Raw genomic sequence first — 24,253 nt, 5'->3', positions numbered from 1 at the left:
GGCGGCTCGGTCGATCTGGTGCGCCTCGATCGCCCATTGCCTGGCAATTTCGCGCCGCCGCTGCGGCGGCCCCGTATGGGTCGTGGCAGCAACTGGTCTGGCCGCTTGACCTGTTTGGGTGGGCGCATTTAGCGTTCGAGGATGGCGTTCAAGCGGATCGATCGACGGACGGTGCCGGACACGGTATTCGAGCAGCTCGTGGGTGAGGTGCTGGATGGAGAGTTGGCGCCGGGGGCGGCCTTGCCGGCGGAGCGGGCCCTGGCGGAGACGCTGGGGGTGTCGCGGCCGACGGTGCGGGAGGCGCTGCAGCGGTTGGCGCACACCGGGCTGGTCGAGGTGCGGCAGGGTGGGTCGACGACGGTACAGGACTTCCGGCGGCACGCGGGGCTGGAGATGTTGCCGCGGTTGCTGATCCGGCAGGGGGAGCTGGACCCCACGGTGGTGCGATCGATCCTGGAGACGCGCCGCGTGCTCGGGCGAGAGGTCGCGGGGCTGGCCGCCGAGCGCGCCGGGGCCGGGCTGGCCGAGGCGCTGCACGCGGCATTGGAAGCGCTTGCGGTGGAACACAATCCGGTGACGCAGCAGATGTCGGCGGTCGCTTTCTGGGATCACCTGGTCGATGGTGCGGATTCGATCGTGTACCGGCTGCTCTACAACGATCTGCGCGCGGTGTACGAACCCGCGGTGGAGGCGCTGGCGGGGGTGATGGCCGGTGAGGTGGGCAGCATCGATCGCTACCGCGGACTGGCCGAGGCGGTCATAGCGGGCGACGCCCAGGAAGCGCGGGCGGCGGCGGATGCCCTGCTGGCGATCGCGGCGGAGTCCTTCGACATATTTCTCCGTCAGACTCGACCCGGCGCATAGGACGCCCCGCCCGTATCGGTGCGGCACCGGAAATCGACTGCTGGATCCAGCAGGTTCGTGCGGTCAGCCTCATCGAGCTGAAACCATTCCTCCCCGGTGTCGACGTGGACCACGACGCCGTCGTCGCGGGCTTGACCCTGCCCTACAGCAGCGGCCGATCGAAGGTGTCAACACGAAGACCAGACTGATCAAACGGCAAATGTATGGCCGAGCGGGATTCGACCTGCTCCGGCACCGCATCCTGCCGGCCTGACCACGCCGGGGTCATCACCACCGAAGGTGCGAAGCTGGTCACCAGGCCGACACTGCCAACGGTCCAGATCGACAACCAGACAAAGCAATTCGGGCCTGACGGCGAGTTGGAAATCGCCCTCGGTCACACCCACTGTGCGGACCCGTTCAGCGAGTCTCCGTGGGCCGAGCTCGGTGATGCGAGACTGGTGAGGGCTCGTATTCAAGCGGTCTGAATTCGCCTGCCGGGTGAGCGCGAAACCGCTGAGAGCAACGGTCGCCGCAACTTGCCGCGACCGTCCATCCTGTCGAGGGTGCTCGTTCAGAAGAGGTAGCTGCGGGGATTGACCCGCAGCTGTATCAGGGCGTCGAACGGGGTCGACGCCAGCCGTGTGTCCATGGGCGCCGGCGGTGTGGCAGGTCCGGCACCACCGCCCGAATCAGGAGGCGGGCTTGGACTTGCCCAGGTTGCTGACACCATTGATCGCATCGAGGATGTTGACAATGGCGTGGGTGCCGCCGTCGAGTGCCGAGCTGCCGGAGTCGAGCATGGCCGAACCGGAGGACGAGCCGGCCGAACCCGAGGACGAGCCGGCCGAACCCGAGGAGGAGCCGGCGTCAGCCGAACCTGCGCCCAGGCCGGTGGCGGGGGAGCCGGCAGCCGAGGCCACCGCGACCGGGCCGAGGAACAGGGCGGCGGCCGAGAGGGTGGCGGCGGCAACGATCTTGCGAGAGAACATGTATTGAGTCTTCCTTTCACAGACAGATAACGACGCCATCACGGCGCACAACAAAATGTTATGAAGAAGAGATCTGCAAATCCACCGCTATTTTTGTGTGAATAATCACCGTTAACAATGAGCTAACAGCACGTTTTGCCGAGGTGACGCTATTTGATCTTCATTCCTCCCGCGAATTCAATGATCAAATTCGATTGCTTTTTCTACGGAGTCGCGTATCGGCCTGCGGCGGAGGAGATCTCGTCGCGGACCTCCGGTCCCGGCACGGTGCGACCTCGAGCCGAACGACCCACCCAGGGAACCGCTGGCATGTCGGCGATCCGAGCGAAGTCTCGCGCAACGCGAGGGCGCGACATGCTCAGAACACGGTTGCCGTCCTCGACGTCTCTCCCGTTCTGTGCTATGGGGCGGCGGCTCTGCGTGACCCCACTGCAGCGCGCACAGGGCGCCGCCGCACCCCTGGTTGGTCGCGTCGGTGCCCGTTGACACGGCATCCGGCTGCAACGGCAAGGAGGAAATCGTCCTCGGTCACACCCACTATGCGGACCTGTTCAGCGAATTTCCCTGGGTCAAGCTCGGTGCGGTGGTGCCGGATCCGCCACCGCCGGTGCCCGTGGACACACGCCTGGCATCGACTCCGTTCGACGCCCTGATGCAGCTGCGCGCAATCTTGGCAGCTACTTCTTCCGAACGAGCACCCTCGACAGGATGGACGATCGTGGCAAGTTGCGGGTGACCGTTGCTCTCAGCGGTTTTCGCGCTCACCCAGCAGAAGAATTCAGACCACTCGAATACGAGCCTTACCGGTCAGTCTCACGGGCCGACGCCCGTACCGGCCTGATCCCGGCGTGTAGCCCGCCGCGCGTGCCGAGCCCCGCCCCGGCGAGCGCTGGGCACAGCTGACCGATCCGGGCGACGGTCTTGTGTTTCGACGCTGGATCGATATATTGGTCTGACCACTTGGCCACCAGGCCAAGATCATTTGTCTGGACAAGGCGGTACGCGTATGACGCCCCCTCTGCAATCGCAACGCGAGGCTCGCGCCGAGCGGCCGGACGTGGTTACCCCCGCCGTGCTGCTCGAGCGGGCGCGGGAAGTGCAGCCGGAGTGGGCTGCGCTGACGGTCGCCGAACGGGTCCAGGTGCTGGGGTCGCTGCCGCAGCTGCTGTTCGACCGGATGGACCGGATCGCGGAGGGGATCGCCGCCGAGAACGGCAAACCACTCGCCGAGGCGCTGGCGCACGAGGTAGTCCCGGCGATCGCCCTGGCTCGCCATCACCTCGACAGTGCCGTCGCCACCCTGGGCGCGACCCGGATCAGCTCGGCGACCGTGCCGCATCGGAAGGCGCTGCGCACCCATCGGCCTTACGGGGTCGTGGTCGCCATCGCGCCCTGGAACTTGCCGTTCCTGATTCCGTTCAGTCAGGTGCTGCCCGCATTGATCGCGGGTAATGCGGTGGTGCTCAAGCCCTCCGAGCTCACACCGCGGGTGACCGAGGCGCTGGTCGAGCTGATCGCAGACTGCGGTCTGCCCGCCGGGGTCGTGCAACTGGCGGTCGGGGACGGGGCGGTCGGCGCCGAGTTGATCGCCGGGCGGCCGGACAAGGTGCTGTTCACCGGTTCGGTGGCCACCGGGCGAACGGTGATGGCGGCGGCCGCACGCTTCCCGATTCCGGTCGGGCTGGAACTGGGCGGGATCGACGCCGCGATCGTGCTCGACGATGCCGACCTGGAGTTCACCACCTCGGCGGTGGCCTGGGGTGCGAATTTCAATGGTGGACAGGCCTGTTGCTCGATCGAGCGGGTGCTGGTGCACGACGCGCTGCACGACGCGTTCCTGGTCCGGCTCGAGGACAAGGTGCGGCGCATCGACACCGGGCGGGATCTGGCGCCGGCCATCGATGAGCGCCAGCAGCGGGTGTGGGAGCGCCATCTCGCCGCGGCGCGGCAGGGCGGCGTGCAGGTGCGTGGCGGAGAACCGTTGCGGGACCGCCACCTCACGCCCGCGTTGGTGAGCGGTGCGGGCGTCACGGCGGCCGAGGTGTGGCGGGAGGAGACGTTCGGGCCAGTGGGGGCGATCGCGCGGTTCGGGACCGACGACGAGGCCGTGGCGCTGCACAATGCGACCGAGTACGGGCTCACCGCGAGTGTGTTCTCCGCCGATGTCGGACGCGCCCGCACGCTGGCGCAGCGGCTGCGGGCGGGCGCGGTGTCGATCAATGATGTTGCGGCAACCATGTATTCGACACCGGAACTGCCGTGGGGCGGGGTCGGCCGGTCGGGGTTCGGCCGCTCACACGGGGTCGATGCGCTGCTGGATGCGAGCTGGGTGCAGGTGGTGGACCTGCCGCGCGGCCCGGCGTTCGGGCCGAAACGGCCCTGGTGGTATCCGTACGGGCCCGAACTCGAGGACGCCATGCGGGCGCTGGCCTCCGGCGCGGTCACGCCGCGAGCGGCGGCTCGGCTGCGAGGATACGGGCGGGCCGGTCACCTGCTGCTGGGCATGCTCAGCCGGCAGCCGAAACTCTGAAGGACGGGAATCGGTGAACAACCAAGTCATGACCGCCATCGCCCAGAACGCTCCGCGGCTGCGGGCGGGGGCCGATCACGTCGAATCGTGGTTCGTGCGCGCCAATGACCCGCACTCGCCGCGCGCGGTGTGGATCAAGGCGACCGTGCTCACCGCGCGCGACGGGACCGCGCTGGCGCAGGCGTGGTGCAGCGTCTTCGACGGGCAGCGCACGCACGCCTGGTGTCTCGATATTCCCTTGGCGGCCGCACGATTCGAGGCGCACGCGATCGGGCAGAACGTCTCCGCCGGTCCGTTGACCCTGTCGTTGACCGGGAACGGCGGTACGACCAGCGGAAAGTTGTCCGATGACGCGCACACCGTCACCTGGGAGCTGAGCTTCAGCAAGGTGGCGGGTCTGGGTGAGCCGATGTCGCTGCTGCCCAGCGACCGGTTGCTCGATACTCCGGTACCGAACAACAAACTGGTGACGCCGTTTCCAGTGCTGACCTGCACGGGCCGGCTGGAGTGGCAGGGCGAGCACTGGGACCTCAGCGGCTGGCACGGGATGCAGGGCCACAACTGGGGCCGCGAACACAGCCCCGAATACGCCTGGGGCCAGAGCGTTTTCACCGATGCCCGGAGCGGCGAACCCTTCGCCGTACTGGAGGCAGCCTCGGGCCGCACCCGCATCGCGGGCCGCACCTCGCCGCTGCTGTCCATGCTGGTCATCCGCCGCGGCGACGAGGAATTCCGGTTCGACCGGATCGTCGACCTGTGGCGGCAGCGCCCCCGGCTCGACTTCCCCACCTGGACCCTGCGCATGCGCGGCCGCCACGGCACCGCGGATCTGCGCATGCACGCCGAGCCCGAGCAGATGGTGTGCCTGGCCTACCGGAACCCGGCGCGCGACACCAGCTACTGCCTCAATTCCAAGACCGCGACTGTCTCCGTGCACGTCGCCCCGATCAACGGCAATGCCTTCGAGCTGCGCAGCCCGCACGGCGGCGCACTGGAATTCCTTGTCCCGCACCCGGTTGCGTCGGTGTCCCCGATCGTCTGAGAGAACCCGCTATGCCCTTGACCTTCTTCGAGACCATGCGCGGCGAGCTCTACGACGCCGACGGGCTGGCGCATCACGTGGCCATGGATCTGCGCTGCGAATCCGGGCACGCGCGCGGATTCGTCACCAATGGGCGCGCGCGCATCACCGGCACCATCCGGGCCCTGCCGTGGGCCGACGGCGCGGCGGTGCTCGGCACCCTGATCGCGCTGCCGGTGACCAAGCGGCTGATGAGCTACGAACTCGAGTTCCGCGACGACGACGGCCGCGTCTGGCAGCTGAGCGGTCGCAAGGATGTGCGCCGGCTGCGCGGCGCGCACGCCGGCCTCACCAACCTCGCCACCACCCTGTCGTGCGAGGGCGAGCGGGTGGCGCAAGGGCGAATGCAGTTCTTCGCCAACGACTATCCGAGTTTTCTGCGCTCGTTCCAGCCATGGGTGTCGCTGCGCGCCGACCTGCCCGAGGGTCGCCATCCGGAGGGGATACTCGGCCCGGGACATCGCGAGACCCTCGCAGCGCTGGCCGAGGTGCTGATCGAGCCGGGCGGGTCGGTGCCGCCCGTCGACACCGGCACCATCGACCGGGTCGACACCTATATCGGCAATATGACCCCGCTCATGCAATCCGGGCTGCGGGCGGCGCTGCGCGGACTCGACGCGGCGGCGCGCGCCCGGCACGGCAAACGCGCTGCGGCGCTGACGGTTTCGCAACGCCGGGCCCTGGTGGAGGAGGCCCGGCGCGGCAGCGCCCTGCGGCACGCGGTCGATGCCGTCGAGACTCCGTTGCGGATCGCGTATTTCGGTGACCGCCGCTATCTGGATGCGATCGGCGCGCCACGCTACGACGAGCCCGTGCTCGAGCAGCGGCCGGGCTGGATGGCCAATGTCACCACCCCGACCGAGCTGTCGCGGCGGGAGACGATCGACTGCGATGTCGTGGTGATCGGCACCGGTGCGGGCGGTGCGGCCGCGGCAGCCCGGCTCACCGAACACGGCCTCGGCGTGGTGATGGTCGAGGAGGGCGACTACGCCGGCCGCGCACAGTTCCGCGGGGATCTGGGAGAACGCACCCAGAAGTATTGGCGCGATGGCGGATACAACCTGGCACTCGGCAATACGGTCCTCGGCGTCAGCACGGGCCGGCTGGTGGGCGGGACGACCGCCATCAATTCCGGCACCGCCTTCCGCACCCCGGACGCGGTGCTGCGGGAATGGCTGGACCTGGGCTTCCCCGGCGACTTCACCCCCGAGGCGTTCGCGCCCTACCTGGACGAGGTCGCCGCCGAACTGGGCATCGGCCCCGCCGATCCCCGCTATCTGGGCCGGGTCGCGGAGATCATCGGCGCGGGCGCGGACGCCCTGGGCACGGCGCACGGTCCGCTGCCGCGCAATGCGGTGGGCTGCGACGGGCAGGGCCAGTGCGTGCACGGCTGCCCGACCGAGGCCAAACGCTCGAGCAATGTCAGCTGGGTGCCACGGGCCCTGAAGGGCGGTGCGCAGCTGTTCACGAATCTGACCGTCACCCGAATCCTGTTGTCGGGCAGCCGTGCCACCGGTGTGCTGGCCGAGGGCCAGGACGCGCACGGCGCGCCGCGGACGGTGGAGATCCGCGCCCGCGCGGTGGTGGTCGCGGCCGGCACCCTCATGACGCCGCTGCTGCTGCGCCGCAACGGCCTGAGCCTGCCCGCGCTGGGACGCCACCTGTCGGTGCATCCGTCCCTGGGCGCGGTGGCCATGATGCCGACGCCCGGAACGCCGTGGTCGGCGATCCCGCAGGGCTACCAGGTGGAAGGACTGGGCGATCCGCTGGTCACCTTCGAAGGCGTCGCCATCCCACCGCAGTTCGCGGCCGGCACGCTGCCGTTCCATGGTGCGCTGCTCACCGAATGGATGAACCGCTGGACCCACACCGAGCAGTTCGGCGCGATGGTGCGAGACACCGGCACCGGCAGCGTGCATCACGGTCCGGGCGGGCGGACCCTGATCCGCTATCACCTGACCCCGCGCGTCCAGGCCGCGTTGCAGCACGCCTGCGCGAGCCTGGCCGAGCTGTTCCTGCACGGCGGGGCGGAGGCGGTGGCGTTGCCGATCGCGGGGACCCCGCCGATCCGCACCCTCGATCAGGCCCGCACGGTCGCCGAGATCCGGTTGAGTCCGCGGCAATTCCGCATGATGGGCCCGCACCCGCTGGGCACCGCCCGAATGGGTACTGATGCCCGGACAGCGGTGGTGGATTTCGGCCATCGGGTATTCGGCACGACCGGTCTGTATGTCGCCGATGGTTCGGTCGTCCCGACGTCACTGGGGGTCAATCCGCAGGTCACCATCATGGCGTTCGCGCTCCGCGCCGCCGATCTGATTGCAGCTGACCTCAATTGACCGGATTCGCCCCGTCACCCCTCTGGCGCACCACCTGTGATCTTGGTAGAGATTGGTGTAAGCACACAAGGGGTGATCCGGATCATTCCGGAGGATGGGGACGAATCAATGGGTGCCAGAGCCGAACTGGAACGGCAACTGGGTGGGTCGCTGGCCGCGCTGGATCTGCTGACCGAGGCCGAGACCGCCGATCTGCTGGCGATCTTCCAGCAGGCGCAGCGGACCGAGAACATCGCCATGGTCGAGGCCGTCGACAAGACCGTCGGCGCGCTGCCGTGGCCGTTGCGCACGGCCGCCAAGAAGATCATGTTCGGCAACAAGCTCGGGTAGGGGCGATGAGCGACCTGGTCACCCGCGCACAGATCACCCTGCTGTCGCGGACGCTGCACGTCTCCGAGGACAAGCTCGCCCACCTCGAGAAGCTCGGCGCCGCCAACCTGCACGAACTTCAGGAACGCATGGCGCAGGTGATGTTCGCCGAGCACAATGCGATCTTCTCGCGGTTGTCGCTGCTGGTGCCGATCATTCCGCTGAGCATCTCGCTGCCGCTGGTGCAGAAGCTGGTGCCGCCGGTGATGGCCGGTCGCGCCGCGGGTGCGATCGGGGTGGATCACCCCCGGAAGGCCGCGGAGGCGGTCGGCATGCTCGATCCGGGCTATGCGGCCGAGGCCGCACCCTACATGGATCCGCACAGCGTCGGGCAGCTGGCCGATATCGCCCCGGCCGGGCCGGTCATGCGGATCATCAACGAGCTGCTGCGCCGCGGGGACTACATCACGGCGGGACCGTTCCTGGCCTATGCGACACCGGATCTGGTGCACGCGGTCGAGCGCGACGTGCACGACGACGAGGGCCTGATCCGGTCGGCGTCGTACTCGTTCTCCGGCGAGAACATCAGCGTGATCATCCGGCACCTGCTGACCGGCGAGGGACGGCGGGTTCCGAAGCTGGCCCGCACCATCCTGCAGGGCGCCAAGGAGTTGCGGCTGGCGGCGCTGTCGGTGTTCGCGCGCTGCGACACCGATGTGATCGTGGCGATCGGCGACATCCTCTTCGATGTGGGCTCGGCCGACGAGATCGCCGATCTGATCGAGACCTTCATTTCCGCCGGGGCGGTCCCGGAGACGCTGCGCTTCGCCGGGCAGCTGAGCCCCGCGGCGCTGGACCTGCTCGCGGCCAATCCGATTCTGGCCGAACCGGAGTCCATCGACGCCGTCGCGGGCGCGGCCGACGGTAGCGGCGAGGCCGCGGTCTGGCGGGGTCTGCTGGAGCTGGCCGAGCGCACCGAGCCGGGCATCGCACGCCGGATCGGCAGGGCCATCTCGCATTTCGACACCGCGACGCTGACGGGGCTCCCGGGGCTCGCGGCGACCGCGCACCTGTGGCCGCCGCTGCTGAAGGTCCTCGCCACCGCCGAGCCGGATGCGCAGTCGCGGATCGGGGAACTGTGGTCGCCACTGCCGGCCTTGGAGCGCAACGAGATCGAGCAGCGCATCGCCGATCTCGGCCTGGGCGAGCAGTTGACGACACTGATCGCGACATTGCAGCTCACGCGATGACGTCGCCGACGCTGCGGCCCCGGCGACATTCGAGTCACTCGGGGCCGCAGCGGCTTTCGGTACGCACGGACGGCGCGGTCACCGCCGAGCGTGCGGTCCGTCACTGCCCGCGCAGGGCCTCGATGCTGCGTTCGAATGCGGCCGCGCCATGTCCATCGGTGACCTGACGGTCCACCAGGGAGGCGATCCCGTCGAGCGGTTCGGCGGTGATTCCGGCATCGAATGCGGCTCGACGCAACGTGTCCAGGGCGGTTTTGGTGAAGACCAGGTCCTGGAAGACGTCCCCGGTGTAGTCGCCGGTGTCGATGACGCGGCCGTAGGCGGGCAGCATCTGGGACATGGCGGTCACCCACGCCGCCGCGCGAGCCGCGAACTCCGAGGCCGCAACTCCGGCCGAGCCGACCAGGGCCGCGCCCTGGAAGAACCCGCCGAACATGGCGTACATGGTCGAGAGCAGCGCGAAATCCCACAGCGCGGCCAGGCCCGCGTCGGTGCCGAAATAGTCGGCCGCACCCAGCAATTCGAGGGTGGGGCGGTGGGCGTCGAAGATCGTCTGCGACCCGCTGTAGAGAATGCTCGAGCCCTCCGCCCCGATCATGTCCGGGACCGCCATGATCCCGCCGTCGAGGAAATCGATGCCGTGCCCGGCCGCCCAGGCCGCCAGTTCCCGCGACTGTTCCGGCGAGGTGCTGGTCAGATTGAGCCACTGTTTGCCGCGGAGCTCGGCCGCGATCGGATCGAGGGTCTCGTGCACGGACGCGTGATCGAGCAGCACGGTGACGACCAGTTCACCGCCGCCCACCGCCTGCCCGGCCGTCCGAGCGGAAACCGCGCCCGCGGCAACCAGTTCGGCATCCTTCCCGGGCGTCCGATTCCACACCGTGGTCGCCACGCCGGCCTTCAGGAACGCGGCCGCCAGCGCCCGCCCCATCGCACCGAGGCCGAGTACGGTCACCGGGCTGTGCTGGATGTTCGTCATTACAGGACAACTCCTTGTCGCTCGTTGGCGAGTGGTTCCGGCGCGCGCTGAATTCGAGGCTGCCGGTTACGGAGTCGTCCCACAAGTACGCACAAATAGCTCAGCTACTTACGAAAAGGTTTGTCTCCAGCACAGTCGGCCACCAGCCGCGCTACGCGCTCCCGCCGCGTTCGGCTGCGTGCCGCCCGGCGACGCGGCCGAAGGCGAGGGCGTCGGCGATGTGGAAGCCGCCGTCCTTGCACCAGGAGTAGGTGGAGCTGACATTGCCCGCCGCGTAGAGGCCGGGGATGACCGCGCCGAAAGGATCGAGGACTTCGGCGTTCTCGTTGCGGCGGGGGCCGCCGTTGCTCCAGGCCAGGATGGGGGCCGCGGTGAAGGCGTAGTAGGGCGGCTCGGACAGGGGTGCGAGAGTCTTTGCGGGGCGGCCGAACTGGTCGTCGTGCCCGGCGGCGCAGGCGGCGTTGTAGCGGTCGACGGTCTGCCGCAGGACGTCGGCGTCCACGTGCAGGATGGCGGCGAGTTCGGTGAGGGTGTCGGCGCGGTGGATCCAGCCCTTGCCGATCTCGGCGCTGTTGTCGGCGCTCCAGTCGTAGCCTTCGATCAGGCTGGCCCAGCCGACGGCGAGGCGCTCCCGTCCCGGCACGATCGGGCCTGCGCGGCGGGCGGATTCGTCGAAGACGATGTGCATCGGGGTGGTGGGGAACAGCTGGTAGCTGCCGTTGATGCGGGCATGGCCGTGGCCCAGGGCCACCCGTTCGTTGCAGTAGCGGCGACCGTCGAGGCCGAGGTAGACGAAGCTGTTGGTGTTGGGGAACGCGGTGTAGAACCCGGCTTCGTAACCGGGAGCACGCAATCCGGGCAGGGTCATCATGTTGGACATGTGCCACAGGTCGGCTCCGGCCTTGACCGCCATGCGCAGGCCGTCGCCGGTGGCGGCGGGCGTGCCCCAGACCGCCGGGTCGGTCAGGCGCAAGTGATCGCGCACCATCTCCGGGTTCGCCTCGAATCCGCCGGTGGCCAGCACGACTCCGCGCTCGGCGCGGATCCGCAGGGCGGTCCCGTCCGGTGCGGTGGCCAGCACGCCGAGCACCGTGCCGTCGCCGGTGATCAATTCGCGTGCGGGCGTCTGCAACCGGACCTCGATGCCGCGGTCGCGGACCGCCTCCGACAGGGCCGCCCACAGCAGTCCGTCACCCATGCGGCCCTCGACGCCGATCCAGCCGCACATGACATCGCTGCCGTCGAGGTCGGGGAATTCCGGTGGCGCGGGCACCGCCAAACCGACCGGGATGCCGAGGCTTTCCATCCACTCGCTGTTGCGGGCGGTCTCCTGCGCCCACACCCGCACCACCGGTTCCGGGATCGGCCGCCCGGCACTGAGGCTGCGCAGGTAGACCGCGGCCCGCTCGGGATCGCGGTTGTCGAACCACACCGCGCCCGACACCCGGGTGCTGCCACCGGCCCGGCCGCCGGATTCCTTGTCCAGCACCAGCACTCGCGCCCCGGCATCATGGGCCGCGACGGCGGCCGCGCAGCCCGCCCCGCCGAATCCCACGACCACCACATCGGCCTCGACATCCCACGCCACACCCCAGTCGGCCACGACCGCACCGTCCTTCCATCTCGTCCACCGCGAACGGTCCCAGCCCGTCGCGCCGACCGAAAACGGTTGTCTCACTCACCGGATACCACCGGCACGGCCACGGGAACTGCCGCCGCGGGACGCGGTGGTGGGGTGAGCTGCCCACCGCGGGCCGGCGCCGCGGCGCCGGTCACGCCGGGCTGCCGAACCAGGTGGTCAAGGCCTGTTCGAGCCCGTGCGGCTCGGCGGAGGTCCAGGCGACGATGCCGTCCGGACGGATCAGCAGCGACAGCGGCTCGCGCGGCTGAGCGGGCTTGGCGGTGACGATCCGGATGCGATCCGCCCACGGCTCGACCTGGGCGCGCAGGGCGGGGGAGTCGGTCGGATCCAGCAGCACGCCACGGCCGTCGGCGAAGTGACCGGACACGCTCGTGTCGTCGGAGAGCTCGAAATCGGGTGTGGCCGCACCGACCAGCGGGTCACCGGTGCCCAGGTCGTAGCGGTGCAGCACGCCGGAGAGCTTCTTCACCACCTGCGTGGTGGCCGCCGGGGTGTCGAGCAGGTCGGTGGTGACAGCGCGCAGCGCCCGGCTGCGCGGATCGGTGCGCATGAGCGCGATCTGCGCGCGCGTCCAGTCCAGCACCCAGGCGCCGATCGGGCGGCGTTCGCGAGTATAGGTGTCCAGCAACGTCTCCGGGGATCGGCCGCGGATCACGGCGGCCAGCTTCCAGCCCAGGTTGACCGCATCACCGATACCCAGGTTCAGGCCCTGGCCGCCGAACGGGGAGTGCACGTGGGCGGCGTCGCCGGCCAGCAGGACCCGGCCGCTGCGGTAGTCGGGGACCTGACGGGTGTTGTCGGTGAAGCGGGTGGCCGAAACCACCGTGGAGATCTGCACTTTCACGCCGGTGACGCGTTCGAAGCTGTCCTCGAGCTCCCGGGCGGTCACCGGGTTGGTGCGGTCGGCGGGCGGGCCGTCGAGTTCCACGGTCAGGATGCGGCCGGGTTGGGGGCCGTTGACGAAGATGCCGGTGGGGGTGGTGTGCCAGCCCAGGGGCACGTTCTCCGCGCCGGTCATCTCGACCAGGGCCTGGCGGCCGGTGATTTCGGGGTCCAGGCCGGGGAATTCGAATCCGGCCAGTTTGCGCACGGTGCTGCGGCCGCCGTCGCAGCCGACCAGCCAGCCGGCGCGCACGGTGTGCCCGCCGCAGTCGACGGTGACACCGAGGCCGTCGTCGTCGAATCCGGTCAGCTCGACCCCGCGCCGCACCGGTACTCCGAGGTCGGCGGCGCGGCGGGCCAGGACGGCCTCGATGGTCTGCTGATCGAGAAAGCGGTATTCGGCCGCCGGGCCCAGATCGGCGAAGGCCGGATCCGCACCGTCGACATTGTCGGCCCACAGCATGATCCCGGCGAAGTGCGCACCGGCCGGTGTACGCCGCGGCGCGGTGGGAACCGCTGCGCCCGCGAACATCTGGCCCATGCGGGCCAGCGCCGCCTCGTGGGCCGCCCGCAGCTCCGGCACCAGCCCGCGCCGGCCCAGCGCCTGGGCGGTGGGCACGTTGATCGCGCCCGCCTTGATCGTCGTATCGGGTTCGGCGAGGCGCTCGACGACCAGCACGTCCACCCCCGCCAGCCGCAGCTCGCAGGCCAGCATCAGCCCGACCGGTCCGGCCCCGGCCACCACCACATCTCGTGTCTCATCCATGAGAATCACTGTGGTGGTGGCCGATCACCGGGCGCTTGCGTCGGCTTGCGCGCCGCTTGCGCGGTCAGTTCCAGCCGCGCGAATCCTGTTTCAGGGCGGTGTCGATGGCCAGGCCGGAAGCCACCACCATGGACAGCAGCGGCTGGGGGAGCTGGCGGTGGATCTGCACGACATAGTTGTCGGCGGTGGTGAACATGGTCTTGAGCAGGCCCTCCCACGTCTTGGTGATGCGGGCGACCTCCTGACCGGTGTGGTCGTGGATGGCGAAGTTCCAGGCCCGCCAGTTCTCGGCGCGGATACCGCCGATCTGCTGACCGTTGACCACGAAGGCGAAGTTGATCTTGCCGATCATGTTCTCCTGGATGATCTCACCGATCGGCGCGCCATTGCCGTGCTCGAGCAGGAACTTCGACTTGAAGACCTTGGCCGGACGGGTGATTCGCATGAGGCACTGGCCGTGCGCGTCGCGGATCTCCAGCTTGTGGGTCATGAACTGGTCGTAGCTGGACAGGAAGCGCACGGCCTTCTTCAGCGCGCTCTGCCCGACCTCGGCGACCGCGCCGATCTGGCGGCCGTGCTGGTCGAAGACGCTGTACTCGTTGACCATTTCGATCAACTTGACCTTCTGGTTCACCACCAGCACGGGTTCGGTGAACACGGTGCCGCCACCGGCCTGGGCGGGGGCGATCCCGGCCTGCTGCTGCACCTGGCGCTGAATGTCGGCGGGGTTGTCGGCGCTGCCGACCTCGAGCTCCCAGGGGCTGGCCTCACTGCGGCCACCGAACTGCTGCGGTTGCGCGCCATAGGGCTGGCCCGGCTGCTGCGGGTGCGGCGGGCGCTGACCGTATTGCTGTTGCGGCTGTTGGGCATACTGCTGCTGGGGCTGGTGGCCGTACTGCTGTTGGGGCTGGTGGCCGTATTGCTGCTGAGGTTGCGGCGCGTACTGCTGCTGGACCTGGTGCGGCTGCGACTGCTGAGCGTGCGGCTGGTTCGGTTGCTGCGCGAACTGGTCGGACCGGGGCCGATCCGGTTGCTGCGGCGCCGGCGCCGGTTGCTGCTGGGGCTGAGTGTGATTCGTCCATTGGCTGCCGTCCCACCAGCGGAGCACTGGAGATCCGGGACGCTCGGGGTACCACCCCGCGGGTTGACTCATGGCCGCATCCTAACGGTGTACAGGGACTCTGCACTTTTTGCACTTTTCGCCCCGCGGTCACCTCTATGATGGGCGGTCGACATCCGGAGGCCCAGCTCGGGTCACCCGGGGAACGGGGAAAGTATGTCCGCCACAGTCGAATTCGCGGGTTGCCACGCGTACACGGTGCGGCCGGGCTTATGACCGAACTGGTGACGCGAGCCCAGCTCGTCCTCCTGGCCCGGACCCTGCACGTGCCGGTGGAACGGCTCGCCCACCTCGAACGCCTCGGCCCGCATCGCCTGCACGAGCTGCAACAACGCATGGCGGGCAACCTCTTCGACCGGCACGCGCCGGTGTTCGAGCGCATCGCCAAGCTGGTCCCCGTCATCCCGCTGAGCATCTCGCTGCCGATCGTGCAGCGGCTGGTGCCGCCCACCATGACCGGGCGCGCGGCCGGCGCGATCGGAGTGAAGTATCCGGCCAAGGCGATCGAGGCGCTGCTGCGGCTGGACGTCGGATACGCCGCGGACTGTGCGCCGTATCTGGATCCGCGCACGGTCGGCCAGCTCGCCGACGACGCACCGCCCGCGCCGGTGGTGGCGATCGTGAACGAGCTGCTGGCCCGGCGCGACTACATCACCGCGGGGCCGTTCCTGGCCTATGCGACACCGGAATTGATCCAGGCGGTCGAGGTGGGGGTGCCCGATGACGAGGGCCTCATCCGCTCGGCCGCCTACGCGTATTCGGGGGAATCGCTCAGTGCGGTGATGCGGCAGCTGCTCGCGGGCAGCGGTCAGCGGGTGCCGCGGCTGCTGGGCACGGTCATCAATGGTTCCAAGGAGTTACGGCTCGCGGCGCTGTCGGTGTTCGCGCGCTGCGCCCCCGATGTGATCGCCGCGGTGGGCGACATCCTCTTCGAGGTGGCCCCGCCCTCGGCGGTCGCGGACCTGATCGCCACCTATATCGCCGCCGACGCCACCGACGACATGCTGCGCTTCTTCGGGCGGCTGAGCCCGAATGCCCTGACCCGGCTGGCCCTCAACCCGGTGCTGCCGGAGATCGCCGAGACCCTCGTCGACGCCGTCGACGGCAGCAGCGACCTGGCGGTGTGGCGCGGGGTTCTCGAACCCCTGGCGCGCACTCCCGCCGAGGTGCGCCGCCGGGCGGGCCTGCGCCTGGCCACCCTCGACGCCCCGACGCTGCTCATGCTGCCCGCGCTGGCCCAGGCCGCCCGGTTGTGGCCGCCGCTGCTGTGGGTGCTGTCCGCGACCGATGTCGAGGTCCAGGCCCGCGTGGGCGAGCTGTGGGCCACCGCCACCCGCCTGGACCTCGAGGTTCTCGAACGCCGCATCGCCGACCAGCACCTGGATTCGCTGCTGGCCACGCTGACCAACACGATCCGTTTTCTGCGCTGAGCGGCCGCCGTCGGCGATCGGGTGCGCGCGGGTGCTGTCCCGCCGGGTACGGGAACCCTTGTGCCACGGATGATTCCAACTCCCGGTCGTCGTTCGACCTGCGGCGGGGCGGGTCGTGCGGGCGGCGGTGGGCGACGGGGTGCCGGGGAGGTGGTAGGAAAGGTGACGTGTCCGAAACCGCCGAAACCCGCACCCCTCGCGCCGTCTCGGAAGTGGTGGACCTGGTCAGCGCGCTGATCCGGTTCGACACCTCCAATACCGGCGAACTGGAAACCACCAAGGGCGAGCGCGAATGCGCGCAGTGGGTGGCCGCACAGCTCGAGGAGGCCGGGTACACCACCGAATACGTCGAATCGGGTGCGCCGGGACGCGGCAATGTGTTCGCGCGGCTGCAGGGCGCGGACTCCTCACGCGGGGCCCTGATGATCCACGGGCATCTCGACGTGGTGCCTGCCGAGGCCGCCGACTGGAGTGTGCACCCGTTCTCCGGCGCGGTGCGCGACGGCTACGTGTGGGGCCGCGGGGCCATCGACATGAAGGACATGGTCGGCATGATGCTGGCGGTGGCCCGCCAGTTCAAGATCGAGGGCACGGTACCGCCGCGCGACATCGTGTGGGCGTTCGTGGCCGACGAGGAGAACGGCGGGCGCTGGGGCTGCCAGTGGCTGGTCGAGCATCGGCCCGACCTGTTCGAGGGCATCACCGAGGCGGTCGGCGAGGTCGGCGGATTCTCACTGACCGTGCCGCGGCCCGACGGCAGCGAGCGGCGGCTGTATCTGGTCGAGACCGCGGAGAAGGGCCTGGGCTGGATGCGGTTGCGCGCCAAGGCCCGTGCCGGGCACGGCTCGTTCCTGCACGAGGACAACGCGGTGACGATCCTGTCGCAGGCGGTGGCGCGGCTGGGCACCCACACCTTCCCGCTGGTGGTCTCCGATTCGGTCGCGGAGTTCCTGGCCGCCGTCGCCGAGGAGTCCGGGCTCGAATTCGATCCCGGCTCACCGGATATCGAGGGTCAGCTGGCCAAACTGGGCACCATCTCCCGCATCATCGGCGCGACCCTGCGCGACACCGCCAACCCGACCATGCTGCGGGCGGGCTACAAGGCCAATGTGATTCCGCAGACCGCCGAGGCCGTCGTCGACTGCCGGGTGGTGCCGGGACGGCAGGCCGAATTCGAGCGGGAGGTGGACGCGCTCATCGGACCGGATGTGGAACGGGAGTGGATCACCAAGCTCGACTCCTACGAGACCACCTTCGACGGGCACCTCGTGGACGCCATGAACGACGCCATCCTGGCCCACGATCCGAACGGGCGCACCGTGCCCTACATGCTCTCCGGCGGCACCGACGCGAAAGCCTTCGCCAAGTTGGGGATTCGCTGCTTCGGCTTCGCGCCGCTGCGACTGCCGCCCGAACTGGACTTCTCCGCCCTGTTCCACGGGGTCGACGAGCGGGTTCCGGTGGAATCGCTCGAATTCGGCACCCGTGTACTGGAACACTTCCTGTTGCACAGCTGACGATTCGAAAGGACTGCTCGTGCCCGACTACTCCTACAATCCCTACGCGCCGCTGCCGCAGCTGCCCGAGTTCACCCTGACCTCCACCGATATCAGCGACGGCAAGCCCCTGCACCTGGATCAGGTCAGCGCGCTGGGCGGCGCGGGCGGACAGGACATCTCCCCGCAGCTGAGCTGGTCGGGCTTCCCGGCCGAGACCAAGAGTTTCGCCGTCACCATGTACGACCCGGACGCGCCGACCGCCTCGGGCTTCTGGCACTGGGTCCTCGCCAATGTCCCGGTCACCACCACCAGCCTCACCAGCGGGCAGGCCGGCAAGGGCGGCACCCTGCCCGCCGGCGCCATCCACCTGCGCAATGACGCGGGCCTGCACGAGTACACCGGCGCGTTCCCGCCCGCCGGGCACGGCGCGCACCGCTACTTCGTGGTCGTGCACGCCGTCGGCGTCGAACGCCTCGAGGTCGACGAGAACGCCTCGCCCGCCTACCTGGGCTTCAACCTGTTCATGAACGCCATCGGCCGCGCCACCATCATCGGCACTCACGAGCAGAAGTAGGCGTCCACGCCGAAACGACTGTGGCCCCGAGTAATTCGCTCGGGGCCACAGTCATGTCCGGGCAACACGACCCATGTCCCGACCACGGAGGCACCCGACAGCACCCGGACGGCGCTGGGATCCAACAAGACTGGGCCGGTCGCCACACTCGAGGCTCGTCGTGCTGTGGCAGCGGCGGCGGCGCGGCCGACCGCGCCCACCGGCGGGTGTAGGTGGCTAGTCGGGGGTCGTGAGCTGGGCCAGGCCGCGCAGGCCCGCGGCGAGATCTTCCGGCGTGGGGGAGTGGTCGGGGTCGATGAGGTATTGGACCAGCAGGCCGCCGATGAGGGTTTGCAGGAGTGCGCCGATGGCGGGGTCGCCGGCGCCGAGGGCTTCGGTGAGGCCGGCGCGGGCTTGTTGCTGTGCGGCACCGGTTTCCGCGCGCAGGGTGGGGGAGTGCAGGGCCTGGGCCGCGGATTCGATATTGGCGGTCCAGATCACCCGGTCGGCGGTGAACGAGTCGATCAGTTTGTGCCAGAAGGTGTTCAGGCGGGCGGCCAGATCACCGGCGCGATCGGCGGGCAGGGAGTCGAGGATCTGCTGCACGGCGGCGGCGGTGGCCTCGAGCATGGCCTGGTTCAGCAGCTTGTCGCGGGTGCCGAAGTGGTAGTTGATGGCCGCGAGGTTGGCGCCGGAGGCGGCGACGATGTCGCGCACGGTGGTGCGGGCGTAGCCGCGGTCGGCCAGGCACTGCTTGGTCGCGGCGAGGAGATCTTCTCGGGTTCCCACGGCGGTAGAGCCTAGCACCGGGTGAAACGGTCGTTTGTGACAACCGTTTAAAACAGATGTTTTGTACGAACGTGTGAAACGTGTGTATGGTCGAGTTCGGCACGATCCATCACACGGAAGTACGAGCCCCGATATGACTCAGCAGAGACTGTTGTCCCCCTTCGAAACCGGTTACTTCGCCACCGACACCCGCCTCGGCAGCGTGCCGATCGGCGGGATGCCGCTGTTCATCGGCACCACCGTGCGCGGTGCGGTCGATCCCGCCGTGCTGCGGCGGGTGCTCGGTGAGCTCGCGGCCGGGCATGTGCTGCTGCGCAGCCGCGCCGTCACGGTGGCGGGAGTGTCGCGGTTCGAGGTGGACGAGGGCTATGCGCCGCCGTTGGAGGTGCGCGACGGCGAGGTCGACGAGTACTGGGAACTGGTCAACACTTGCCCGGACTGGAGTGCGGGGTTGTTCCGGGCGGTGCTGCTGCGCGGGCCCGTGGACAGTCGCATCGTGCTGGTCATCCATCACGGGATCAGCGATGGGCGTTCGGCTTTCGCGCTGCTGGACGAGATGTGGCGGCGCTACAGCGCACACTTCGCGGGAACGGCACTACCGCTGGAGGATTCGGACCGGGACCTGCTCGACGGCGTCGATCGACTACTGGCGCTGGTCACCACCGACGCCGAGGTCGACGGATTCCTCGCGCAGGTAGGGGAGATGGCGGCGACCGTCGGGCCCGAGGGCGTGCCGCGGACCTTGCCACACGACGGCGACGGGTCGGGCGATCCCGGCGGGCGATTGGCGTTGCGCCGCATCGAATTGCCGCCCCGGCACACCGGCGAGCTGGTGGAGGTGGCACGCGAACAAGGGATCTCGGTCAACAGCTTGCTCGCCGGAGCCGCCCTGGCGGCGGTGCGGGCCGAGCTCACCGAGGACGGACCGCTGCCGTTGATGTGCGGGCATGCCGCGGATCTGCGGCCGGAACTGTCGCCGCGACTGCCGGTCTCGACGATGCTCAATTGCGCCTCGGGGGCGGGAACCCCCGCGCTGGTGGATCGGGATGCCGATCCGCGGGCGCTGGGCGCGGTGGTCGACGCGACCATGCGGCAGATGCTGGACACACGGTTCCCGGCGCTGTTCATGCGGGCCGCGCAGCGGGCGCTGGCGCCGGAGGTGGCGGCGATGCTGTCGGGCGCGCCGGCGATCGCCTTGTCGAATATGGGCCGGCTGCCCGCACATCCGATGCCCGCGGGCCTGGAGTTCGTGCGGGACGAGGTGTTCGCGATGGCGGCCGGCATGCCGCCGAAGATGACGATCTTCACGGTCGGCGATCGGCTGACGATTCAGGTGGAGTACGACACCGCCGAGCACAGTCACCGTCAGATGGGGCGGATCGCCGAGTCGATGAGCGATCTGCTGGCCCGGGTGACCCGGACGGCCGCGGCGCGCGGGTGACACCACCGGCGATGCGGCGCCCGTAGCACAACGGACGCGAAAACGGCTGTGGGCCTGGACGACTCGTCCAGGCCCACTTCTGTTCCGGTGGCGTGCCCCCGGATCAGCTCATGTTGATCACGCCGTCCGGCGGCGGGGTCAGATACAGCGCGGCGATCTCGGTGGCGTACTTGGCCGCGATCGGGTTGCGCTTGAGCTTGAGGGTGGGGGTGAGTTCGTCACCGCCGGGCTCCCAGCCCAGATCCAGGATGGTGAAGCGCTTGATCTGCTCCACCCGCGAGAGCTTGGCATTGGCCTCGGCGACCGCGGCCTTGATCTCGGCGACGATCTCCGGGTGCCCGGCCAGGGTCTTCAGCTCGGCGTCGGGAGTGCCCAGAGCCTTGGCCCGCACCACCGCGGTGTCGGGGTCGAGCACGATGAGCGCGGAGATGAACGGCTTGGCGTCACCGATCGCCACCACCTGGCCGACCAGCGAGGACACCGCCTTGACGGTGTTCTCGATATTGGTGGGAGACAGGTTCTTTCCCGCCTCGTTGATGATGAGTTCCTTCTTGCGGTCGACGATGCTGATGTAGCCGTCGCCGTCGATGGTGGCGACGTCACCGGTGTGCAGCCAGCCGTCGCCGTCGATGGCCTCGGCGGTCTTGTCGGGCATCTTGCGGTAGCCGTGGGTGACGATGCCGCCGCGGACGAGCAGTTCCCCGTCCTCGCCCAGGCGAATCTCCAGCCCGCGCAACGGAACACCGACGGTGCCCGGCTTCGGCTTGGCCAGCGGGGTGTAGGTGCCGACGCCGGAGGTCTCCGACATGCCCCACACCTCGGTCACCGTGAAGCCCAGGCCCAGCAGGTATTCCAGGGTCTCCGGCGGGATCGCGGCCGCACCGGAGGCGGCGACGCGCAACTCGTCGAAGCCCAGCGCGTGACGCAGCTTCGACAGCACCAGCGCGTCGGCCAGCTTGTGCTGCACATCCAGCAGCGGGCCGCGGCCGGTGCCGGCCAGATCCGCGCGGGCGGCCTGCGCGCCGACCCCGAGCGCCCAGTTGGCGAGGGCCTTCTTCACCGGGCTGGCCTCGGTGGCGAGCTTGGCGTCGATCCCGGCCTTGATCTTCTGCCACACGCGCGGCACGCCGAAGAACGCGGTCGGGCGGGCGTCGGGCAGGGCGGCGGCGATCTCGCGCGGGTCGGGCACACAGGTCATCTGCACGCCGGTGAACAGGTTGGCGCAGTGGCCCGAAATGCGGTCGGCCACATGGGCGGCCGGCAGGTAGGACACCGAGCGGTCGTCGAGGCCGACGGTCAGCGGGCCCTCGACCAGGCCCACGATCTGGGCCACCACATTGGCGTGGGTGAGCTCCACGCCCTTGGAGGGGCCGGTGGTGCCCGAGGTGTAGATCAGAGTCGCGACATCGTCGGGTTGCACCGCCTGCCAGGCGGCATCGAAGTCGAAGTCCGCCTCGGGCGCGGCCTCCACCTCGGCCAGGGTCAGCGTGCCCGCCGCCGAACCCTCCACCAGCACAATGTGTTCCAGCTCGACGCCCGCCCCGCGCACCACGTCCAGGAACGCGGGCTCGGTGATCACGACCTTGTTCTCGGCATTGGTGAACAGGTGCGCGATCTGCTCGGCGGAGCTGGTGTTGTAGATCGAGAACGGCGTCGCCCCAACATGCAACGCCGCCGTGTCGACCAGATTGAACTCCGGCCGGTTGGTCAGCATGATCCCCACGGTGTCCCCGCGCCCCACCCCCAATCCGGCCAGCCCCGCCGCGATGGCGCGCACCCGTTCCCCGTACTCGCGCCAGGTGATCTGCTGTGTCCCCCCGACGGTCCGCAACGCCACCTGCCCCGGCCGCAGCGTCAATGTCTCCTGGAACGCCTGCGGAATCGTGTGAACGGTTTTCCCAGATGCGTGCGCATACCCGATGTCAGTCGTCATAACCCTTTTCCCGATTGCCTCTCGCTTCACCCGCCACACGCGCACCCACCTGCGCGAACCCCGACGTCCGAGAGAACGACCAACCCGATCACGCGATGGCCACGCGCCGTCTGTGGCGCGGCTCACTCATCGTAACCAGATCATCACGGTTGTGTCCTGGGCTACACGGCCACGTCGGTGGCCGAATTTACCGATCCTGGTGGCGGGCGGCGGAATCGAAGGCGCTACCCCACGGTCCGGCTACCGGGTCACGCCCGATGCCGGCATGCCGCCCCGGATAAGCGCTGCGCCGTTTGGCTTTCGCCGCCATGTACAGCGCCGCCTGCGGACTGCGCGGCTCGGTCTCGAGCGGCACCGCCGTCACGATCAGCCCCGCGTCCGCCACGGCGGCGACCTTGTCCGGGTTGTTGGTCATCAGCCGCACCGATCGCAATCCCAGAGCGGCCAGCGCATGGGCGGCATGGTCATAGGTGCGGGAATCGTCGGGATGCCCCAGCCGCCGGTAGACATCGAAGGTGTCCGCACCCGTCTCTTCACCGAGATGCAACCCCATCGCCTTGACCTCGAGGCCTTCTCCGCGCCCCTCCTGCTCGAGATAGATGAGCACACCCTGCCCGCCCTCGCCCTGGATGAGGTCCATGGCCAGGTCGAGTTCGGGCCCGCAGTCGCAGTCCTGCGAGCCGAGCACATCGCCGTAGAGGCAGCGGGAGTGGATCCGTACCAGGCACCCATCGGCCGGCTCCCCGAAGATCAGCATGTGCCCGACACCGGCTTCGTCGTGCACTTCCTTCACACGCACCCGCAACTCGCGTCCGTTCCGGAGCAACGAATGTGCGGTTGCCTGAAGCTCTTTCACGCCTACACCACCTGCCGCCCTGCCTCTGGCAATTATGGCCGAGCGACCAGGGTCATGCCCCGATCCGAGCAAAACGGGCACGATATTCAGGGGCGATCGTGTCCTACCGCAGCTGCACGGACACTATGCGGGAGGCCAGCCGCGCCTTCTGCAGGCGTCGCCGGGTGGAACCGCGCTTACCGACAGCCAGTCCGACCGCGGCCGCGATACCGACAGCGATGATCACGAATCCACCGGCGGGCACCGCAGCGCCGGGCCAGACACGCTCCCAGAGGGTCAGGATGGTCGAACGCGCGACCACGGCCAATGCGGCACAACACAGTCCGAATACCAGCAGCCCGGTCGCCTGCATCAGGCGATCGACCCACTTGTAGAACCGCCAGGACTTCGGCAATCGATGATGCCGGTGGGCGCGCTTGGCCTCGAGATAGCGGTGCACAGTGGGATTCTGAGGCGGAATCAGCAGCGGCTTCATCTCGACGGCCAATCCCGCCTCACGCAGGTCGTCGGCTTTGGCCGGATTGTTTGTCAACAATCGAATCTGCGTCAGCCCGAGCTCGTTCAGGGTCATGGCCGCGGCGGTGTAGCGCCGCGAATCCAATTGCAGGCCGAGCTTTCCGTAGCTCTCGAAGGTATCGGCGTCATGCTGCTGGCTGTACTGATAGGCGCGGGCCTTGTTGATCAACCCCGCGCCGCGCCCCTCCTGCTCGAGATAGATCAGTACCCCTTTGCCTTCTTCCTGGATCATGTCCATGGCCAGATCCAGTTCGGGGCCGCAGTCACAGTCGTCGGAACGGAGGGCATCGCCGTAAAGGCACCGGGAGTGGATACGGACCAAGCAGTTTTCCAGATGCGACCCGTCGCCGAATACGAGGGCGTACCCCTGGTTCGCTTCTATCGCGACCACACGGACGGTGATATCGAGTCCATTGCGAGTGAATCGGTGCTCAGTGTCGCAGTGAGCTTTCGCAGCCGGCGCGACGGCGTACTCACGATCAGACCGTTTGGTCTCGACTACT

At 69.0% G+C, this 24,253-nt stretch carries 20 protein-coding genes and 1 pseudogene; 12 read left to right on the top strand and 9 right to left on the bottom strand.

Annotation, left to right across the window (positions count from 1 at the left end):
• Positions 1-141 precede the first annotated feature (141 nt).
• Together ABZV44_RS05955 and ABZV44_RS05950 are read left to right on the top strand one after the other, a co-directional pair.
• Positions 142-864, top strand: a complete 723-nt coding sequence (locus ABZV44_RS05955; protein ID WP_354832510.1) for a GntR family transcriptional regulator — start codon at positions 142-144, stop codon at positions 862-864.
• A gap of 95 nt (positions 865-959) precedes the next feature.
• A pseudogene (locus tag ABZV44_RS05950) lies at positions 960-1,117 on the top strand (transposase); the annotation flags it as partial.
• A gap of 418 nt (positions 1,118-1,535) precedes the next feature.
• On the opposite strand, the gene ABZV44_RS05945 reads toward ABZV44_RS05950, so the two are convergent.
• Positions 1,536-1,835 carry a hypothetical protein gene (locus tag ABZV44_RS05945; protein ID WP_354832508.1) on the bottom strand — a complete coding sequence of 100 codons (300 nt, stop codon included), beginning with the start codon at positions 1,833-1,835 and terminating at the stop codon, positions 1,536-1,538.
• Positions 1,836-2,310: 475 nt separating this feature from the next.
• On the opposite strand from ABZV44_RS05945, the gene ABZV44_RS05940 reads away from it, so the two are divergent.
• From ABZV44_RS05940 to ABZV44_RS05915, 6 genes are all read left to right on the top strand, one after another.
• Positions 2,311-2,571, top strand: a complete 261-nt coding sequence (locus tag ABZV44_RS05940; RefSeq protein ID WP_354832506.1) for a hypothetical protein — start codon at positions 2,311-2,313, stop codon at positions 2,569-2,571.
• Positions 2,572-2,841: 270 nt separating this feature from the next.
• Positions 2,842-4,365, top strand: coding sequence for an aldehyde dehydrogenase family protein (locus ABZV44_RS05935; RefSeq protein WP_354832504.1), 1,524 nt, complete (start codon positions 2,842-2,844; stop codon positions 4,363-4,365).
• 13 nt (positions 4,366-4,378) lie between these two features.
• Positions 4,379-5,407, top strand: a complete 1,029-nt coding sequence (locus ABZV44_RS05930) for a hypothetical protein (RefSeq protein WP_354832502.1) — start codon at positions 4,379-4,381, stop codon at positions 5,405-5,407.
• Between the two features lie 11 nt (positions 5,408-5,418).
• A complete protein-coding gene (locus ABZV44_RS05925; RefSeq protein WP_354832500.1) occupies positions 5,419-7,785 on the top strand; it encodes a GMC family oxidoreductase N-terminal domain-containing protein in 2,367 nt (788 codons plus the stop codon).
• 108 nt (positions 7,786-7,893) lie between these two features.
• Positions 7,894-8,115: a hypothetical protein gene (locus ABZV44_RS05920; RefSeq protein WP_354832498.1), complete on the top strand. Its 222-nt coding sequence runs from the start codon at positions 7,894-7,896 to the stop codon at positions 8,113-8,115.
• A gap of 5 nt (positions 8,116-8,120) precedes the next feature.
• On the top strand, positions 8,121-9,344 hold the full coding sequence (locus tag ABZV44_RS05915) for a hypothetical protein (RefSeq protein WP_354832496.1): 1,224 nt from the start codon (positions 8,121-8,123) through the stop codon (positions 9,342-9,344).
• Positions 9,345-9,444: 100 nt separating this feature from the next.
• On the opposite strand, the gene ABZV44_RS05910 is transcribed toward ABZV44_RS05915, so the two are convergent.
• The 4 genes from ABZV44_RS05910 to ABZV44_RS05895 form a co-directional block, all read right to left on the bottom strand.
• Positions 9,445-10,323, bottom strand: a complete 879-nt coding sequence (locus tag ABZV44_RS05910; RefSeq protein ID WP_354832494.1) for an NAD(P)-binding domain-containing protein — start codon at positions 10,321-10,323, stop codon at positions 9,445-9,447.
• Between the two features lie 151 nt (positions 10,324-10,474).
• Complete coding sequence (locus ABZV44_RS05905) at positions 10,475-11,926, bottom strand: FAD-dependent oxidoreductase (protein WP_354832492.1); 1,452 nt, start codon at positions 11,924-11,926, stop codon at positions 10,475-10,477.
• Between the two features lie 169 nt (positions 11,927-12,095).
• A complete protein-coding gene (locus tag ABZV44_RS05900; RefSeq protein WP_354832490.1) occupies positions 12,096-13,613 on the bottom strand; it encodes an FAD-dependent monooxygenase in 1,518 nt (505 codons plus the stop codon).
• Between the two features lie 64 nt (positions 13,614-13,677).
• On the bottom strand, positions 13,678-14,766 hold the full coding sequence (locus ABZV44_RS05895; RefSeq protein WP_354832488.1) for a phospholipid scramblase-related protein: 1,089 nt from the start codon (positions 14,764-14,766) through the stop codon (positions 13,678-13,680).
• Between the two features lie 179 nt (positions 14,767-14,945).
• On the opposite strand from ABZV44_RS05895, the gene ABZV44_RS05890 reads away from it, so the two are divergent.
• From ABZV44_RS05890 to ABZV44_RS05880, 3 genes are all read left to right on the top strand, one after another.
• Entirely contained in the window at positions 14,946-16,163 is a 1,218-nt protein-coding gene (locus tag ABZV44_RS05890) for a hypothetical protein (RefSeq protein WP_354832486.1), read from the top strand.
• A 167-nt stretch (positions 16,164-16,330) separates the two neighbouring features.
• Positions 16,331-17,680 (top strand): M20/M25/M40 family metallo-hydrolase, encoded by a 1,350-nt coding sequence (locus tag ABZV44_RS05885; protein ID WP_354832484.1) that lies wholly within the window; start codon positions 16,331-16,333, stop codon positions 17,678-17,680.
• 19 nt (positions 17,681-17,699) lie between these two features.
• On the top strand, positions 17,700-18,236 hold the full coding sequence (locus ABZV44_RS05880) for a YbhB/YbcL family Raf kinase inhibitor-like protein (RefSeq protein WP_354832483.1): 537 nt from the start codon (positions 17,700-17,702) through the stop codon (positions 18,234-18,236).
• Between the two features lie 216 nt (positions 18,237-18,452).
• Here the strand turns inward: ABZV44_RS05880 and ABZV44_RS05875 are convergent, their stop codons facing one another.
• Positions 18,453-19,004, bottom strand: coding sequence for a TetR/AcrR family transcriptional regulator (locus ABZV44_RS05875; RefSeq protein WP_354832481.1), 552 nt, complete (start codon positions 19,002-19,004; stop codon positions 18,453-18,455).
• Positions 19,005-19,137: 133 nt separating this feature from the next.
• Here ABZV44_RS05875 and ABZV44_RS05870 point away from each other — a divergent pair, with 133 nt between their 5' ends.
• A complete protein-coding gene (locus ABZV44_RS05870) occupies positions 19,138-20,445 on the top strand; it encodes a hypothetical protein (RefSeq protein WP_354832480.1) in 1,308 nt (435 codons plus the stop codon).
• Between the two features lie 103 nt (positions 20,446-20,548).
• Here the strand turns inward: ABZV44_RS05870 and ABZV44_RS05865 are convergent, their stop codons facing one another.
• The 3 genes from ABZV44_RS05865 to ABZV44_RS05855 form a co-directional block, all read right to left on the bottom strand.
• Positions 20,549-22,378 (bottom strand): long-chain fatty acid--CoA ligase, encoded by a 1,830-nt coding sequence (locus tag ABZV44_RS05865; protein WP_354832478.1) that lies wholly within the window; start codon positions 22,376-22,378, stop codon positions 20,549-20,551.
• A gap of 187 nt (positions 22,379-22,565) precedes the next feature.
• Complete coding sequence (locus ABZV44_RS05860) at positions 22,566-23,177, bottom strand: GTP cyclohydrolase (protein ID WP_354832476.1); 612 nt, start codon at positions 23,175-23,177, stop codon at positions 22,566-22,568.
• Between the two features lie 160 nt (positions 23,178-23,337).
• A complete protein-coding gene (locus ABZV44_RS05855) occupies positions 23,338-24,141 on the bottom strand; it encodes a GTP cyclohydrolase II (RefSeq protein WP_354832474.1) in 804 nt (267 codons plus the stop codon).
• Positions 24,142-24,253 lie beyond the last annotated feature (112 nt).

It is taken from the genome of Nocardia sp. NPDC004860, from assembly GCF_040609015.1.
Taxonomy (GTDB): Bacteria; Actinomycetota; Actinomycetes; order Mycobacteriales; family Mycobacteriaceae; genus Nocardia.
The sequence above is the reverse complement of the archived record's forward strand: the minus strand, read 5'-3'. Positions and strand labels throughout refer to the sequence as shown.